Origin of the sequence: Streptomyces sp. NPDC089424 (assembly GCF_044749345.1) — a bacterium.
Classification (GTDB): Bacteria; Actinomycetota; Actinomycetes; order Streptomycetales; family Streptomycetaceae; genus Streptomyces.
This window is the reverse complement of the sequence record NZ_JBIVHU010000001.1, coordinates 413,768-430,009: the sequence shown is the minus strand read 5'-3', so window position 1 is coordinate 430,009 and position 16,242 is coordinate 413,768. Positions and strand designations below refer to the sequence as shown.

The following is a 16,242-nucleotide window of genomic DNA, read 5'->3' as shown; positions in this document are numbered from 1 at the left end:
CGACACGGGTGCTCACGACGCGCCACGGGCCGGGGTGAGCAGGGAGTGGGCCTACCGCGAGCGGTCGGCCGACCTGCGCACCCGGGCGGTGCCCTACTCCCATCTCTCCGTGGAGTTGGGGCACCTGTACATGGAGGACTTCGCGGAGGGGCCCGAGCGGCTACGCGCCCACTTCGCCCATGTCGCGCCCTGGGCGGCCACGGCCCATGCGCTCGCCGGCCCGAAGCGGCGGGTCAGCACCTGCTTCCTCATCGACGACTACTTCACGCCGTTCGCCTCCCCGGCCGAAGTGGTTCCCACGGTGCTGCGGGCCGCGGACCAGGCCGGTCTGCGGATCGACTATCTCGCGCGTGAGTCGGCCTGTGCCGAGGTGCCCGGTGTGGAGACCGCCGCGCTCCTGCTCGCCCGCCTGGTCCCGGAGCCATCCGTGGGCAGCAACGGCGCCCACCCGCCCGTCGAGGAGTCCGGCTGGCTGTGCAACGGCGAGCGCTCCCCGTCCGACCGCGCGCCCGAAGCCATGTCCGCCCCGGCCTGGCAGGCGCCGACCGAACTGGGCGCGCGCCGCCACTCCGTGTTCCTCGACGCACAGTTGTGGTCGCGGGACGCCTCAGGCGGGCGTCTGTGGTCGTGCCCCTTCCTGGCAGCCGTGTGGCAGATGCTGCGGCTGGGACTGCTACGGAACGAGGGGGAGGCCGTGTTGCCGGCACAGCCCTGGGACGAGAACGGCTTTCCGGACGACTGGCAGGAGTTGGCTCCGCTGGTTCGGCTCAACTCGCGGGCCGCGCCGTTCTGCGCGTACCGCACCTTCTCCGTGCTGGACAGCCGCTTCCTCCCCGTCGAGCACGCCGTGCGTGTGATCCTCGGCCACACCGCGGCGGACCCCGCCGCCGTGCGTCAGGTGATCGAACGCGCCGGGGCCGAGGGAGTGGAGCTGTCCCCCGCGCTGACCGAACGGGTGCTGTACGCCTTCACCGCGAGCGGCACCCTGGGCGGCGGAGCATGAGCGGCGCGTCCCCGGCGTCCGGCGAACCTCTGGTGGTGATCGGCGAGGTTCGCACCGCACTGCTCATGAACCTGCGGCCGCTGCCGCCTCAAGCTGTCGTGACGCTGCTGGATTTCGTACCGGGTGAGCGGGTCATGGCGCGTGAGCGGCCGGTCCGGCGCGCGGTCTCCGCCGACGTCCTCCACGGCGTGGACTGCCCGCTCACCACCGGCTCCGGAGCGAGGGTGCGCGGAATCGGGACGCTGCTGACGCGGGCCGGCGTGCTCGACGGCCGAGTGGTCCAGGGCTCGACACGTGCCGTACTGGCCACCGGGGGCGAGCGGAGGCTGCCCTGGGGCCACTATCTGGAGCGTCCCGGCGTCGTCGAACTGAGCGGCCGAGGCGCTCCGGCCGATGTCGCGCACCGCTTCCTGACCGGACGCGATCCCGCCGACCTGGACCCGGGAGCGGTGAGCGAGGCCCTGCTCGGGCGGATCAGATCGGCGCCGTCGCTCGATCGGCGGACACCCTTGCGGGCCCGGCGCACCAGGCTGCGCTGGGCCTCGGTACTGGCGGGCGACGGCTTCCGCGGTGAGTTCTCGCTCGTCGACCAGGAACTTCGGACCCTGCGCCTTGGCTTCGCCGCGACGACCGCAGCCACGCCCGGGCAACTGGCGACCCTGTGTGAGGACATCGCCCTGCACGACTGGCTGCTGTCCACCGTGACCCCCGTGGTGGACCGTGCCTGCTCCGGTCACGACTCCGTCCGAGCCACGGGTGAACTGCGCACCGTGGTGGATCAGCTGCTGCACCTGTGGCTTCCGAACGTCGGCGGCCCGTCCCGGCTGGACGCGGTCTGGGCCCACCTCGAGGCGCACCCCGGATTCAGTCGCCAGTGGGGAACCTGCGTCCAGCGGGTCCGGGACCACCTGGCCCTGCGCGCCCTGGATCTGCGGGCCGGAGCCGCCGGGGGCCTCTGACACCGAGGTACCGCCGGGACCGGCCCTAGGGCCTGTCTGACAAGCCCTATCGCAGCTCCGCGCGGAACGCCGCCGGTGTCGTGTCCGTGTGCTGGTGGAAGAACTTGGAGAAGTTCGCCGCGTCCGGGAAGCCGACCGCGGCGCCGACGCGGCCGATGGGCAGGTCGGTGTGGGCGAGGAGGCGCTTGGCCTCCAGGACGACGCGCTTGTCGATGAACGCCTTGGGGGTGTCGCCGGTGGCGGCGCGGACCGTGCGGACGAGGGTGCGCCGGGAGTAGCCGAGGGCGTCGGCGTAGGCGCTGACGCTGTGGTTGGTGGCGAAGTCCCGTTCGACCGCCTCGCGGAAGAGCGTGAAGGTGGTGCCCGCCCGCTGCTCCGCCGCCGTCGCCGCGCTGGCCGCCAGGTGGGACAGGCGCAGCAGGAACGCGCTGAGGGAGTGCCGCAGCACCGCGGTGTGCAGGCTCAGGGGGAGCGTCGCCGCGTCCTCGTACTCGCGTTGCAGATGGGCCAGGGAGGAGCACAGGGCGGAGAGCTGGGTGGCGTCGGGGTGCAGGAGGGGCGGGAGGTCGTAGCGGTACAGGCCGGTGGCCTCGACCGTGGCCCTCGGCAGGAAGCCGGGCTGCATGGTCAGGACCGTTCCGCGGTACTCGCTCGGGGCCGTGAAGCGGTGCACCTGCCCCGGGCGGATCCACAGCACGTCGCCGGCCTTCGCCTCGTACTCGGTGAAGTCGACCATGTGCCGTACGGGTCCGCCGAAGACCATGACGATATGGAAGTCGATGCGGTGAATGCGGTCCACCGGAGCGTCCGCGTGCCAGTCGCTGTCGGGATCCATCACGCCGACCTGCATGCCGACGCCGCAGACGCTCTGCTCGACCGGGAAGGCGAACGTCCGGATGCCGTCCCCCCTGCTACCACCTTGGATGGATCTGTCCGCCATGTCCTTCTCACACCGTCTCGTCGCCCGCAGGCGTGTCCCACTTTCACCACAGGCTGGCACACCCCAACCTTCCCGCCAAAAAGTCAGACTTTTAAGGTCGAACGCGTCCGACCAGCCAGAACGCTGGTTTCGATGACCTTTTGAAGAGGACTGCCTACAGATGAGCACGCAGACACCCGACGGGCCCGGCGACTTCGAGTGGACCGATCTCGACCGGCGTGCCGTCGACACCGCCCGCCTGCTGGCGGCCGATGCCGTACAGCAGGTCGGGAACGGCCACCCCGGCACCGCGATGAGCCTCGCCCCGGCGGCGTACACGATCTTTCAGAAGGTGATGCGGCACGACCCGGCGGACCCCGAGTGGACCGGCCGTGACCGCTTCGTCCTCTCCCCCGGCCACACCTCGCTCACCCTCTACACCCAGCTCTTCCTCGCCGGGTACGAACTGGGCCTGGACGACCTGAAGGCCTTCCGCACGCACGGCTCGAAGACCCCGGGGCACCCGGAGTACGGCCACACCGCGGGCGTCGAGACCACCACCGGGCCGCTCGGGCAGGGCGCCGCCAACGCCGTCGGCATGGCGATGGCCGCCCGCTACGAGCGCGGCCTGTTCGACCCGGACGCCCCCGAGGGCACCTCGCCCTTCGACCACACCGTCTGGGCGATCGTGTCCGACGGCGACCTGGAGGAGGGCGTCTCCGCCGAGGCCTCGTCCCTGGCGGGCCACCAGAAGCTCGGCAACCTCGTCTTCCTCTACGACGACAACCACATCTCCATCGAGGGCGACACCGCGACCGCGTTCTCCGAGGACGTGCTGAAGCGCTACGAGGCCTACGGCTGGCACACCCAGCGCGTGGAGCCCGCCGAGAACGGCGACGTCGACGTGCACGCGCTGTACGCGGCGCTGCGCGCGGCCCAGGCCGAGACGGACCGCCCCTCCATCGTCGCGATGCGCACGATCATCGCCTGGCCTGCGCCGAACGCGCAGAACACCGAGGCCTCGCACGGCTCGGCCCTGGGCGCGGACGAGATCGCGGCGACCAAGCGGGTGCTCGGCTTCGACGCCGACAGGACCTTCGAGGTGGCCGACGAGGTGCTCGCCCACAGCCGCCGCGCCCTCGACCGGGGCGCGCAGGCGCACGCCGCCTGGGACCGGCGGATCGCTCGGTGGCGGGAGGCCGAGCCGGAGCGGGCAGCCGAGTTCGACCGTGTCAGCCGGGGCGAGCTGCCCGTGGGCTGGGAGCAGAAGCTGCCGGTCTTCGAGGCGGGCCGGCCGGTCGCCACCCGCGCCGCCTCCGGCGCGGTGCTGCAGGCGCTCGGCCCGGTGATCCCCGAGCTGTGGGGCGGCTCCGCCGACCTGGCCGGCTCGAACAACACGACCATCGACAAGACCTCGTCCTTCCTGCCGAAGGGCAATCCGCTGCCGGAGGCCGACCCGTACGGCCGTACGATCCACTTCGGCATCCGCGAGTTCTCGATGGCCGCGGCGATGAACGGCATCGCCCTGCACGGCAACACCCGCGTCTACGGCGGCACCTTCCTGGTCTTCTCGGACTACATGCGCAACGCCGTGCGCATGTCGGCGCTGATGCAGCTGCCGGTGACCTACGTGTGGACGCACGACTCGATCGGCCTCGGCGAGGACGGGCCGACGCACCAGCCCGTCGAGCACCTCGCCGCCCTGCGCGCCATCCCGGGGCTGAACGTCGTCCGTCCGGCCGACGCCAACGAGACCGCGGTCGCCTGGGCCGAGATCCTGCGCCGGCACACCACGAACCCGGCCCCGCACGGCCTCGCCCTCACCCGGCAGGGCGTACCGACCTACGAGCGGAACGAGGACGCGGCGCGCGGTGGCTACGTGCTCTTCGAGGCCGAGGGCGGCACGCCCCAGGTCGTCCTCCTCGCCACCGGCTCCGAGGTGCGCCTCGCCGTCGAGGCCCGCGAGCGGCTCGAGGAGGCCGGTGTGCCGACCCGGGTGGTGTCGATGCCGTCCGTGGAGTGGTTCGAGGAGCAGCCGCGCGAGTACCGCGAGCGGGTGCTCCCGCCGTCCGTGAAGGCGCGTGTCGCTGTCGAGGCGGGCGTGGGCCTGACGTGGTACCGCTTCGTAGGTGACGCAGGACGCATCGTCTCCCTCGAACACTTCGGCGCCTCGGCCGACGCCACCACTCTGTTCGCCGAGTTCGGCTTCACCGCCGAGAACGTCGTCGCAGCGGCCAAGGAATCGCTCGCTGCCGCGCGTGGTTGATCCGATCGCAAGAAAGAAGATGATCACTGTGACCGAAGCATCCGCCACCGCGGGAGCACTCAAGCGGCTGTCCGACGAGGGCGTGTCGATCTGGCTGGACGACCTCTCGCGCAGCCGGATCACCTCCGGCAACCTCGCCGAGCTCGTCGCGACCAGGCACGTCGTCGGCGTCACCACCAACCCGTCCATCTTCCAGGCCGCCATCGGCTCCGGCGAGGGCTACGAGGAGCAGCTCGCCGACCTCGCGGTGCGGGGCGTCACGGTCGACGAGGCCGTGCGCATGATGACCACCGCCGACGTCCGGGCCGCCGCGGACGTCCTGCGCCCGGTGTACGAGGCCTCCGGGGGCCGTGACGGCCGGGTCTCCATCGAGGTCGACCCGCGCCTCGCGCACGACACCCGCGCCACCGTCGCCGAGGCCCGGCAGCTCGCCTGGCTGGTCGACCGGCCCAACGTCATGATCAAGATCCCGGCGACGAAGGCGGGCCTGCCGGCCATCACCGAGGTGATCGGGGCGGGCATCAGCGTCAACGTCACGCTGATCTTCTCGCTGGAGCGCTACCGCGAGGTCATGGACGCCTACCAGGCCGGCCTGGAGAGGGCCCGGGCGGCGGGGATCGACCTGGCCGGCATCCACTCCGTCGCGTCCTTCTTCGTCTCCCGCGTCGACAGCGAGATCGACAAGCGGCTGACCGTGCTGGGCACGAAGGAGGCGCTGGCGCTGAAGGGCCGGGCGGCGCTCGCCAACGCGCGGCTCGCCTACGCGGCGTACGAGGAGGTCTTCTCGGCCGGCCGGTGGACCGTGCTGGCCGGGTCGCGGGCGAACAAGCAGCGCCCCCTGTGGGCCTCTACCGGTGTGAAGGACCCGGCGTACAAGGACACCCTGTACGTGGAGGACCTGGTCGCTCCCGGCACGGTCAACACCATGCCGGAGGCCACGCTGGAGGCCACCGCCGACCACGGCCGCATCCACGGCGACACCGTGAGCGGCGGCTACGCGCAGGCGCGGGCCGACCTGGCCGCCGTGGAGCGGCTGGGGATCTCCTACGACGAGGTGGTGCGGCAGCTGGAGGACGAGGGGGTCGCCAAGTTCGAGGCGGCCTGGCAGGAGCTGCTGGACGCCGTGACGAAGTCATTGACGGGCAAGGGAGTTGACGGGGAATGAGCACCGAACCGACCACAGGGGAGCAGGTCGCCGAGGAGGCGGCCGGGCCGGCCGGGTCCTCCCCCGACTGGAGCAATCCGCTGCGCGACGCCCGGGATCGTCGCCTGCCCCGGATCGCCGGGCCGTCGGGGCTGGTGATCTTCGGCGTCACCGGTGACCTCTCGCGCAAGAAGCTGATGCCGGCCGTCTACGACCTGGCCAACCGGGGCCTGCTGCCGCCGGGCTTCTCGCTCGTCGGGTTCGCCCGCCGGGACTGGGCGGACCAGGACTTCGCCGAGGTCGTGCACGACGCGGTGCGCGAGTACGCGCGGACGCCGTTCCGCGAGGAGGTCTGGCAGCAGCTCGCCGAGGGCATGCGGTTCGTCCCCGGGGACTTCGACGACGACGCCGCCTTCAAGCAGCTGCGCTCGGCCGTCGACGAGCTGGACGCCTCCCGGGGCACCAGCGGCAACTACGCCTTCTACCTCTCCGTGCCGCCCAAGTTCTTCCCGAAGGTCGTCCAGCAGCTGAAGAAGCACGGGCTGGCCGACGCGCCGCAGGGCTCCTGGCGGCGGGCCGTGATCGAGAAGCCGTTCGGCCACGACCTGCGCTCGGCCCAGGAGCTCAACACGATCGTGCACGATGTGTTCGACCCGGAGCAGGTGTTCCGGATCGACCACTACCTGGGCAAGGAGACCGTCCAGAACATCCTGGCGCTGCGCTTCGCGAACCAGATGTTCGAGCCGATCTGGAACCGGTCCTTCGTGGACCATGTGCAGATCACGATGGCCGAGGACATCGGCATCGGCGGCCGCGCCGGCTACTACGACGGCATCGGCTCGGCGCGGGACGTCATCCAGAACCACCTCCTTCAGCTGATGGCCCTCACCGCGATGGAGGAACCCGCCTCCTTCGACGCCTCCTCGCTGCTGATGGAGAAGCTCAAGGTGCTCAAGGCGGTGAAGCTGCCCGAGGACCTCGGCCGGCACACGGTGCGCGCCCAGTACACGGGGGCCTGGCAGGGCGGCGAGAAGGTGCTCGGCTATCTGGAGGAGGACGGCATCGACGCGGCTTCCACCACGGACACCTTCGCCGCGATCAAGCTGAACGTGGACAACCGCCGCTGGGCGGGCGTCCCCTTCTACCTGCGCACCGGCAAGCGCCTCGGCCGGCGGGTCACGGAGATCGCGGTGGTCTTCCAGCGGGCCCCGCACTCCCCCTTCGACTCCACGGCCACCGAGGAGCTCGGCAAGAACGCGATCGTGATCCGCGTGCAGCCGGACGAGGGCATGACGGTCCGGTTCGGCTCGAAGGTGCCCGGCACGTCGATGGAGATCCGGGACGTGACGATGGACTTCGCGTACGGCGAGTCCTTCACCGAGTCGAGCCCCGAGGCGTACGAGCGGCTCATCCTCGACGTCCTCCTGGGTGACGCCAATTTGTTCCCCCGTCACCAGGAAGTGGAAGAGTCCTGGAAGATCCTCGACCCCATCGAGGGGTACTGGGCCGCGAACGGCAGGCCCGCGCAGTACGTCGCGGGCAGCTGGGGTCCCGCGGAAGCCGACGAGATGCTCGCACGAGACGGACGGAGCTGGCGCAGGCCATGAAGATCGACCTGACCGACACCACGGCAAGCAAGATCAACAAGGCGTTGGTGCAGGGCCGCCGCGCCATCGGCACCCCGGCCGTGGGCATGGTCCTGACGATGGTCATCGTCACGGACGAGGAGAACGCCTACGACTCGATCAAGGCGGCCGAGGAGGCGTCCCACGAGCACCCGTCGCGCACCCTGGTCGTGATCAAGCGGCACGCCCGCTCCCCGCGCGACCGCACGCAGTCCCGGCTGGACGCCGAGGTGCGCGTCGGCTCCGAGGCCGGGACCGGCGAGACGGTGGTGCTGCGCACCTACGGCGAGGTGTCCGACCACGCCGACTCCGTGGTCCTGCCGCTGCTGCTGCCGGACGCGCCGGTCGTCGTGTGGTGGCCGGTGGACGCGCCCGAGGTGCCCGCCAAGGACCCGCTCGGGGCGCTCGCCCAGCGCCGGATCACCGACATGTACGCCGTAGAGGCGCCCCTGGCCGCGCTCGACGCCCGCGCCCGGTCGTACGCGCCCGGCGACACCGACCTGGCCTGGACCCGCCTGACCCCCTGGCGTTCGATGCTGGCGGCGGCCCTGGACCAGGCCCGGTTGCCGATCACCTCGGCGGCCGTGGAGAGCGAGGCCGACAACCCGAGCGCCGAGCTGCTGGCCCGCTGGCTGGAGGCGCGGCTGCACGTCACGGTCGACCGGGTGCAGACCGCGGGCCCGGTCGTGACCGGGGTGCGGCTGGGCACGGAGAGCGGCGAGATCCTCATCGACCGGCCCGAGGGTCCGCTGGCCACGCTGTCCCTGCCGGGCCAGCCGCCGCGCACCCTCGCGCTGAAGGTGCGCGCCACCTCCGAACTGATCGCCGAGGAGCTGCGGCGCCTCGACGCGGACGAGATGTACGCCGTAGCCCTGCGGGGCGAGGGCACCAAGGAGACGCCTGCTCATGTCTGACACCCCGTTGCTGACGCGGCGGCCCGAATGGACCGCTCTGGAGGACCATCGCGCCGAATGGAAGGCGCATCTGCGGGAGCTGTTCGCGGCCGATCCCGGGCGGGCGCAGCGGTACGTCGTCACCGTCGGCGATCTGCGTATCGACTACTCCAAGCACCTCGTCACCGACGAGACCCTGGCCCTGCTCCAGGAGCTGGCGGTGGCCACGGACGTCTTCGGGCTGCGGGACGCGATGTTCCGGGGCGAGAGGATCAACACCACCGAGAACCGGGCCGTGCTGCACACCGCGCTGCGGGCGCCGCGGGACGCGGTGGTCGAGGTCGACGGCGAGAACGTCGTGCCGGGCGTGCACGCCGTGCTGGACAGGATGGCCGACTTCGCCGGGCGGGTCCGCTCGGGTGAGTGGACCGGGCACACCGGCCGGCGGATCCGCAACGTGGTCAACATCGGCATCGGCGGCTCCGACCTCGGCCCGGCGATGGCCTACGAGGTGCTGCGGGCCTTCACCGACCGCGAGCTGACCGTGCGCTTCGTGTCCAACGTGGACGGCGCCGACCTGCACGAGGCGATCCGGGACCTGGACGCGGCCGAGACGCTGTTCATCGTCGCCTCCAAGACCTTCACCACGATCGAGACGATCACCAACGCGACCTCGGCGCGTTCGTGGCTGCTGGCGGAGCTGGGTGACGAGCAGGCGGTGGCCCGGCACTTCGTGGCGCTGTCGACGAACGCCGAGAAGGTCGCGGAGTTCGGCATCGACACGGCGAACATGTTCGAGTTCTGGGACTGGGTCGGCGGCCGCTACTCGTACGACTCCGCGATCGGCCTGTCGCTGATGATCGCCATCGGCCCGGACCGTTTCCGGGAGATGCTCGACGGTTTCCACCTGGTCGACGAGCACTTCCGCACCGCGCCGGCCGAGGCCAACGCGCCGTTGCTGATGGGGCTGCTGGGGATCTGGTACGGCAACTTCCACGACGCCCAGTCGCACGCCGTGCTGCCCTACAGCCACTACCTGTCGAAGTTCACCGCGTACCTCCAGCAGCTCGACATGGAGTCCAACGGCAAGTCCGTGGACCGTGAGGGCCGGGCGGTGGAATGGCAGACGGGTCCGGTGGTGTGGGGCACGCCCGGCACCAACGGGCAGCACGCCTACTACCAGCTCATCCACCAGGGCACGAAGCTGATCCCGGCGGACTTCATCGGCTTCGCCCGTCCGGTCGCGGAGCTGAGTGAGGAGCTGAAGGCCCAGCACGACCTGCTGATGGCCAACATGCTCGCGCAAGGGCAGGCGCTGGCCTTCGGCAAGACGCCGGAGGAGGTGCGCGCGGAGGGTGTCCCGGAGGAGCTGGTAGCGCACAAGACCTTCCAGGGCAACCACCCGACGACCACCGTCCTGGCCCGCGAGCTGACCCCGTCGGTGCTCGGCCAGCTCATCGCGCTCTACGAGCACAAGGTGTTCGTGCAGGGCGCCGTGTGGAACATCGACTCCTTCGACCAGTGGGGCGTCGAGCTCGGCAAGGTCCTCGCCAAGCGCGTCGAACCCGCCCTGACCGAGGGCGCACAGGTGCCCGGTCTCGACCCGTCCACGGCCGCGCTCGTGGCCGCCTACCGCGAATTCAGGAAGTGAGCTGACATGCAGATCGGTCTTGTTGGTCTCGGCAAGATGGGCGGCAACATGCGCGAGCGCCTGCGCAACGCCGGCCACGAGGTCGTCGGGTACGACACCAATCCCGAGCTCTCCGACGTCAAGAACCTGGTGGAACTCGCCGACCGCCTCCAGGCGCCGCGCGTGATCTGGGTGATGGTCCCGGCCGGTGCCGTCACCCAGGGCGTCATCGACCAGCTGACGAGCGTGCTCAAGCCCGGCGACACCGTGGTCGACGGCGGCAACTCCCGCTGGACGGACGACGAGAAGCACGCCGAGGAGCTCGGCAAGCACGGCATCCGGTTCGTCGACGCGGGCGTCTCCGGCGGCGTGTGGGGCCTGGAGAACGGCTACGCGCTGATGGTCGGCGGCGAGAAGGAGCACGTCGACCGGCTGAAGCCGATCTTCGACGCGCTCAAGCCGGACGGCCCGTACGGCTACGTCCACGCGGGCAAGGTGGGCGCCGGCCACTTCGCGAAGATGGTCCACAACGGCATCGAGTACGCCATGATGCAGGCCTACGCCGAGGGCTGGGAGCTGCTGGAGAAGGTCGACTCGGTCGACAACGTCCGCGAGGTGTTCCGCTCCTGGCAGCAGGGCACCGTCATCCGCTCCTGGCTGCTGGACCTCGCGGTCGACGCCCTCGACGACGACGAGCACCTGGGCAAGCTGCGCGGCTACGCGCAGGACTCCGGTGAGGGCCGCTGGACGGTGGAGGCGGCGATCGACAACGCCGTGCCGCTGCCCGCGATCACGGCGTCGCTCTTCGCCCGGTTCGCGTCCCGGCAGGACGACTCGCCGCAGATGAAGATGATCGCGGCCCTGCGCAACCAGTTCGGCGGGCACGCCGTCGAGTCGGCGGAGAAGTAGCGGACCGTGGGGGATCTTCTGCTGGTCCGCCACGGTGAGACGGAGTGGAGCGTCACGGGGCAGCACACCAGCTGGACCGACCTGCCCCTGACGGGGCACGGCGAGGAACAGGCCAAGTCCCTCGCTCCACTCCTCACCGGCCGGGCCTTCGCGTCCGCGCTCACCAGCCCGCTGGGCCGCGCCGCGCGCACCGCGGAGCTGGCGGGCGTCGTCGGGGCGATAGCCGACCCCGACCTGCACGAATGGGACTACGGCGGCTACGAGGGGATCACCACCCGTGAGATCCACCGCACCCGTCCCGACTGGAACCTGTGGACGGACGGGGTGCCGCCGGGCACCGAGGGCCACCCGGGTGAGTCGCCCGAGGAGGTCGGGGCCCGCGCCGACCGGGTCCTCGCCCGGATCGGGGGCGCGCTCACCGACGGCGACGTGGTCCTGGTGGCGCACGGCCACTTCCTTCGCGTCCTCGCGGCCCGCCGGCTCGGGCTGCCGCCCGCCGACGGCCGCCTCTTCCAGCTGGCGACGGGGACGGTGAGCCGGCTGTCGACGGAGCACGGCCGGCCGGTCGTCGCCGAGTGGAACGCGCGTCCGTAGAAGCCCTGTTGACATGCGTGGTTCGGCCGGGTCAGAGTCCCCGCGATGGAGATCGAGGACCTGACACCGGCCGAACGACGGGTGTGGCACGCCTTCGCGCGCGGGGAGCCGGTGGACTTCCGTACCGCGCAGGACGAGGACGCGGCCGCGGGAGCCCGGTGGGGGCCGGAGCGGACGGTGCGCGCGGTCGTGCTGAGGTCGCTGCTCCTGGGCGGCCCCCAGGAGGACGGAGAGATCGCCACGCTCAACGTGGCGGGCGCCCGGATCACGGGCATGCTCGACCTCCAGTACGCCGGCATCGACCACCCCGTCCGCCTGCGGCACTGCTACTTCGACGAGGTGCCCCGCTTCTACGGCTGCCGGCTGCGCGAACTGAACCTGAGCGAGTCGGTGCTGCCCGGCCTGGTCTCGCACGGCGTGCACGTGGAGGGCATCCTGCGCATGACGCGCTCCCGGTTCCGGGGCGTGGTGCGGCTCGCCGGTGCCCAGATCGCCGGCAGTCTGTACCTGGAGGGCGTGGAGATCAGCGCGGCCGCGGCGCCGGAACCGGCGCTCCAGCTCAACCAGGTGTCCGTGGGCGACGACCTGTGGGCACCCGGGCTGCGGGTGGAGGGCGAGATACGGCTGTCCGGCGCCGAGGTCGGCGGTTCGGTCAACCTCAACGAGGCCCGGCTCACCCGGCCCGAACTCGCGGCCCTGGACGGGGAGACGCTCAGCGTCGGCAGTCATGTCCTCGTGCGCCACGCGCGCGTGCAGGGCTGGATCGGACTGCGCGGCGCCCGGATCGGGGGACGACTGGACCTGTCGTACACCCAGCTGTCGAACCCGGGCCATGCCGCGCTGCGGCTGAGCAGCAGCACCATCGGGGAGCTCTGGATGCGCACGGGGCCGCCCGTGGAGGGCTCGCTCAATCTGCGGCGGGCCCAGATCGAAGTCCTCTTCCTGGACCCGGAGATGCTGCCCGAGCGGGTCCTGCTCAACGGTCTCGCCTACACCTCGCTCAACCCGCCCGAGCCCGCCGAACGGCGGCTGCCCATGCTGGAGCGCGACGGCGACGGCTATGTCCCGCAGGCCTACGAGCAGTTGACCGCCGCCTACCGGCGCATCGGCGACGACCGTGCCGCCCGGGAGGTCCAGCTCGCCAAACAGCGCCGCCACCGCGCGACCCTGCCCGTGCTCGGACGCTTCTGGGGGCACCTCCAGGAGGCCACCGTCGGCTACGGCTACCGGCCGATGCGGGCGGCCGGCTGGCTGCTGTCGCTGCTGTGCGCCGGCTCCGTCGTGTACGCCCTGCACCACCCGCCGGCGCTGAAGCCGGCCGAGGCCCCCGACTTCAACCCGGTGTTCTACACGCTCGACCTGCTGCTGCCGGTGATCTCCTTCGGCCAGGAGCCCGCGTTCGCCCCGCGCGGCTGGTACCAGGCGCTGGCCTACGTCCTCGTCCTGACCGGCTGGATCCTGGCCACGACCGTCGCCGCCGGCGTGACACGGATGATCAGCCGCCAGTGACCGCCCGCAGGGCGTGCTGGGCGGCCAGCCGGACCGGGGCGTTCGGCGCCCCGTAGCCGCGGTAGCCGTCGTCGCGCTGGACCAGTTCGAAGAAGATCCGGCCGACGGTCTGCGTGTAGCAGTGGCGGAAGACGCCGTACGCGTCCCGGTCGTAGAGGATGCCGAGTTCGCGGTAGGTCCGAAGTTCCTCCTCGGGGAGGTCGTGGCGGGCCGCGAGGTCGTCGTAGTAGTTCGCGGGGACGGGCAGGAGGCGGCCGCCGGCCGCGCGGAAGCGGCGGGCCGCTGCGGTCACGTCGTCGGTGGCCAGCGCGATGTGCTGGGCGCCGCCCGTCCCATGGGTGGGGGCCGGCCCGACGGTGAGCACGATCCGGACGCTGCCGTCGGCGTTGGAGAGGGCGCGGCTGCGCAGCAGGCCGTAGGGGTCGGCGACGTCGACGCTCTCCTGCGCGTCGAGGCCGAGCACACTGCGGTGGAACAACGCCGCCTCGTCGAACTGGTGCCAGGGCTGGGTGAGCGCCAGGTGGTCGATGTGGCGGACGTCGGTGGCGGCGGGCGCGTGGGCGAGCGGGGCGAAGTCGGCGCGCCAGCGGCCGGAGCCGCAGAAGAACAGCTCCGTGCCGTCGGGTGCGGCGACCGCGTCCAGCGGCGCGTCGTGCGGGGAGCGGCGGCGGGGCAGCACGGGGGCGAGGAGCGCCTCGGCGCGGTCGGCGGCGGCGACCGGGTCGGGTGAGCGCAGGCCGACGGCGGCGAGCTGGGTGTCACCACGCCGGACGGCCGGTCCGGTGTTGACCAGGATGCGGGCCTCGCCCTGCTGCCAGAGGTCGACCGGCTTGCCGCGGTGCCGGGCGGTGCGGGCGAAGCCGAGGGCGGCGAGCAGCGCGTCCACGGGCTCGGTGTCGGGGGTGACCAGCTCGGCGAAGGCGACGCCGGTGGGAACGGCGGGGGCGGGCGGTGCGGCCGCGCCGAGGGCCTCCTGGAGCACCAGCAGGGAGCGGCGGGCGTCGACGGCGGTGGGCGCGGCCTCGGCCTGGCGGAAGACGTCGTTGAAGACTTCGAGGGAGAGCGGGCCGTCGTACCCGGTGCGCAGCACATGGCCGACCAGCCCGGCGACGTCGAAGCCGCCCTGGCCGGGGAAGCAGCGGTAGTGGCGGCTCCACTGCAGGACGTCCATGGCGAGCAGCGGCGCGTCGGCCAGCTGGAGGAAGAAGATCTTCTCGCCGGGGATGTCCTCGATGCCCCGGGGGTCGGTGCCCCTGGAGAGGATGTGGAAGCTGTCGAGGCAGGTGCCGAGCGCGGGGTGCCCGGCCGCCTCGACGACGCGCCAGGCGTGGTCGTAGGTATGGACGTGCCGTCCCCAGGCGAGCGCCTCGTAGGCGACGCGGATGCCGAAGTCCTGGGCGAGGTCGGCAAGTCGGGCGAGCTGGGCGGCGGCGAGTGCGTCGTCGTCCACGGCGAGCGGGGAGACGCTGGAGCAGACGAGCACGGTGTCGGCGCCGAGCCGGCGCATCAGCTCGAACTTGCGCCGGGCGCGGCGCAGATTGCGCGCGAACTCGTCCTGCGGCACGGCCTCGATGTCCCGCATCGGCTGGTAGAGGTCGATGCGCAGGCCGAGGTCGGCGCAGCGGGTGCGGATCTCCTCGGGTGTCAGCGGGCTCGCGAGCAGGTCGTTCTCGAAGATCTCGACCCCGTCGAAACCGGCCCGGGAGGCGGCCGTGAGCTTCTCGGTGAGGGATCCGCCGAGGGAGACGGTGGCGATGGACGTCCGCAGGGCGGCACCTTCTGTCTTCCGCATGCCAGGACTCCTAGTTGACGGCGGGAACGGTGTCCGCCAGCTCGGCGAGGTCCGCGAGCATCCGTGTGGTGTCGGGTTCCCGTCCGGTGAACAGGCGGAACGCGTCCGCGGCCTGGAAGGCGGCCATGCCGCCGCCGTCGAGGGTGGCGCAGCCCACCGCGCGGGCGGTGCGCAGCAGTTCGGTCTCCAGCGGGCGGTAGACCACCTCCGCGACCCACAGGCCCGGGTGCAGCAGCTCGGCGGGGACGGGCAGGCCAGGGTGCGGGGCCATGCCGGTGGGGGTGGCGTGGACCAGGCCGTCGGCGCGGGCGAGCAGGCCGGGCAGCTCGGCGGGGTCGGCGGTGCCGACGCGGCCGGCGCCGAAGTGCCGGCCGAGCGTGCCGGCGAGGGCGGCGGCCCGCTCGGGCAGCGCGTCGACGAGGGTGATCCGCCCGGCGCCGAGGGTGAGCGTGGCGTGCGCGACGGCGGCACCCGCCCCGCCGGCCCCGAGCTGCACGACCCGTTCCAGCGGGGCGTCGGGCAGGCCCCGCGCGAAGGAGGCGGCGAAGCCGGTGACGTCCGTGTTGTGGCCGACGGCCCGGCCGCCGTCGAGAACGACGGTGTTGACCGCGCCGAGCGCCTCGGCCTGCGGGGCGAGCGCGTCGAGGTGCCCGATGACGAGCTGCTTGCAGGGGTGGGTGATGTTCAGTCCGTCGAAGCCGAGGTCCCGGGCGGCCCGCACCAGGTCGCCGACGGCCTCCGGCGGGACGCCGAGCTCGGCGATGTCGATCAGCCGGTACAGGCAGCGCAGCCCCAGGCGGTCGGCCTCGCGCTCGTGCAGGGCCGGACTGAGCGAGGGGCCGATGCCGGAGCCGATCAGTCCGACGAGATACGAGTCCTTGGCCACCGTGGACCTCCAGTACGGCTAATGTACGAACCAGTACGTTAGTCATAGCAGGCCGGGAACCAGTGAGGGAAGACCGCGTGAGCAGTGGGGGAAGACCGCCGGACCGCCCGGCG

Annotated in this window: 13 protein-coding genes; 10 read left to right on the top strand and 3 right to left on the bottom strand. The window is 71.9% G+C overall.

Annotated features, from left to right (window positions below):
• Positions 1-34: 34 nt before the first annotated feature.
• Both ACIP2X_RS01770 and ACIP2X_RS01765 read left to right on the top strand, forming a co-directional pair.
• On the top strand, positions 35-1,003 hold the full coding sequence (locus tag ACIP2X_RS01770; RefSeq protein WP_401666126.1) for an SCO2522 family protein: 969 nt from the start codon (positions 35-37) through the stop codon (positions 1,001-1,003).
• Positions 1,000-1,962: an SCO2521 family protein gene (locus ACIP2X_RS01765; RefSeq protein WP_401666124.1), complete on the top strand. Its 963-nt coding sequence runs from the start codon at positions 1,000-1,002 to the stop codon at positions 1,960-1,962. Before ACIP2X_RS01770 ends, ACIP2X_RS01765 begins: the two co-directional genes overlap by 4 nt.
• A 46-nt stretch (positions 1,963-2,008) precedes the next feature.
• On the opposite strand, the gene ACIP2X_RS01760 is transcribed toward ACIP2X_RS01765, so the two are convergent.
• The gene (locus ACIP2X_RS01760) at positions 2,009-2,902 is read right to left on the bottom strand and encodes a helix-turn-helix domain-containing protein (protein WP_401666121.1); all 894 of its coding nucleotides are present in this window, start codon (positions 2,900-2,902) and stop codon (positions 2,009-2,011) included.
• A 160-nt stretch (positions 2,903-3,062) separates the two neighbouring features.
• Here ACIP2X_RS01760 and tkt point away from each other — a divergent pair, with 160 nt between their 5' ends.
• From tkt to ACIP2X_RS01720, 8 genes are read left to right on the top strand one after another with little or no spacing between them, the layout of a single operon-like run.
• Complete coding sequence (gene tkt / locus ACIP2X_RS01755; RefSeq protein WP_401666119.1) at positions 3,063-5,147, top strand: transketolase; 2,085 nt, start codon at positions 3,063-3,065, stop codon at positions 5,145-5,147.
• Positions 5,148-5,166: 19 nt separating this feature from the next.
• Positions 5,167-6,312 carry a transaldolase gene (gene tal / locus ACIP2X_RS01750; protein WP_401666117.1) on the top strand — a complete coding sequence of 382 codons (1,146 nt, stop codon included), beginning with the start codon at positions 5,167-5,169 and terminating at the stop codon, positions 6,310-6,312.
• Positions 6,309-7,898 (top strand): glucose-6-phosphate dehydrogenase, encoded by a 1,590-nt coding sequence (gene zwf, locus ACIP2X_RS01745; RefSeq protein ID WP_401666114.1) that lies wholly within the window; start codon positions 6,309-6,311, stop codon positions 7,896-7,898. The genes tal and zwf overlap by 4 nt, the downstream gene beginning before the upstream one ends.
• Positions 7,895-8,830, top strand: a complete 936-nt coding sequence (gene opcA / locus ACIP2X_RS01740) for a glucose-6-phosphate dehydrogenase assembly protein OpcA (protein WP_401666112.1) — start codon at positions 7,895-7,897, stop codon at positions 8,828-8,830. The genes zwf and opcA overlap by 4 nt, the downstream gene beginning before the upstream one ends.
• Positions 8,823-10,460: a glucose-6-phosphate isomerase gene (gene pgi, locus ACIP2X_RS01735; RefSeq protein ID WP_401666110.1), complete on the top strand. Its 1,638-nt coding sequence runs from the start codon at positions 8,823-8,825 to the stop codon at positions 10,458-10,460. The genes opcA and pgi overlap by 8 nt, the downstream gene beginning before the upstream one ends.
• Positions 10,461-10,466: 6 nt before the next feature.
• Positions 10,467-11,348, top strand: a complete 882-nt coding sequence (gene gnd / locus ACIP2X_RS01730) for a phosphogluconate dehydrogenase (NAD(+)-dependent, decarboxylating) (RefSeq protein ID WP_401666108.1) — start codon at positions 10,467-10,469, stop codon at positions 11,346-11,348.
• 6 nt (positions 11,349-11,354) lie between these two features.
• Positions 11,355-11,942, top strand: a complete 588-nt coding sequence (locus tag ACIP2X_RS01725) for a histidine phosphatase family protein (protein WP_401666106.1) — start codon at positions 11,355-11,357, stop codon at positions 11,940-11,942.
• 45 nt (positions 11,943-11,987) lie between these two features.
• Positions 11,988-13,451 carry a membrane-associated oxidoreductase gene (locus tag ACIP2X_RS01720; RefSeq protein WP_401666105.1) on the top strand — a complete coding sequence of 488 codons (1,464 nt, stop codon included), beginning with the start codon at positions 11,988-11,990 and terminating at the stop codon, positions 13,449-13,451.
• Here the strand turns inward: ACIP2X_RS01720 and ACIP2X_RS01715 are convergent.
• The gene (locus tag ACIP2X_RS01715) at positions 13,438-15,219 is read right to left on the bottom strand and encodes a bifunctional sugar phosphate isomerase/epimerase/4-hydroxyphenylpyruvate dioxygenase family protein (RefSeq protein ID WP_401668777.1); all 1,782 of its coding nucleotides are present in this window, start codon (positions 15,217-15,219) and stop codon (positions 13,438-13,440) included. The genes ACIP2X_RS01720 and ACIP2X_RS01715 overlap by 14 nt on opposite strands.
• 34 nt (positions 15,220-15,253) lie before the next feature.
• The gene (locus ACIP2X_RS01710; RefSeq protein ID WP_401666103.1) at positions 15,254-16,129 is read right to left on the bottom strand and encodes a shikimate dehydrogenase; all 876 of its coding nucleotides are present in this window, start codon (positions 16,127-16,129) and stop codon (positions 15,254-15,256) included.
• Between the last annotated feature and the right edge of the window lie 113 nt (positions 16,130-16,242).

What these genes read in the sequence shown, in the direction of transcription:
- ACIP2X_RS01720 (WP_401666105.1), top strand. Translation starts at nt 11,988, where the DNA reads ATGGAGATCGAGGACCTGACACCGGCCGAACGACGGGTGTGGCACGCC.
- opcA (WP_401666112.1), top strand. Translation starts at nt 7,895, where the DNA reads ATGAAGATCGACCTGACCGACACCACGGCAAGCAAGATCAACAAGGCG.
- ACIP2X_RS01765 (WP_401666124.1), top strand. Translation starts at nt 1,000, where the DNA reads ATGAGCGGCGCGTCCCCGGCGTCCGGCGAACCTCTGGTGGTGATCGGC.
- gnd (WP_401666108.1), top strand. Translation starts at nt 10,467, where the DNA reads ATGCAGATCGGTCTTGTTGGTCTCGGCAAGATGGGCGGCAACATGCGC.
- ACIP2X_RS01760 (WP_401666121.1), bottom strand. Translation starts at nt 2,902, where the DNA reads ATGGCGGACAGATCCATCCAAGGTGGTAGCAGGGGGGACGGCATCCGG.
- tkt (WP_401666119.1), top strand. Translation starts at nt 3,063, where the DNA reads ATGAGCACGCAGACACCCGACGGGCCCGGCGACTTCGAGTGGACCGAT.
- tal (WP_401666117.1), top strand. Translation starts at nt 5,167, where the DNA reads ATGATCACTGTGACCGAAGCATCCGCCACCGCGGGAGCACTCAAGCGG.
- pgi (WP_401666110.1), top strand. Translation starts at nt 8,823, where the DNA reads ATGTCTGACACCCCGTTGCTGACGCGGCGGCCCGAATGGACCGCTCTG.
- zwf (WP_401666114.1), top strand. Translation starts at nt 6,309, where the DNA reads ATGAGCACCGAACCGACCACAGGGGAGCAGGTCGCCGAGGAGGCGGCC.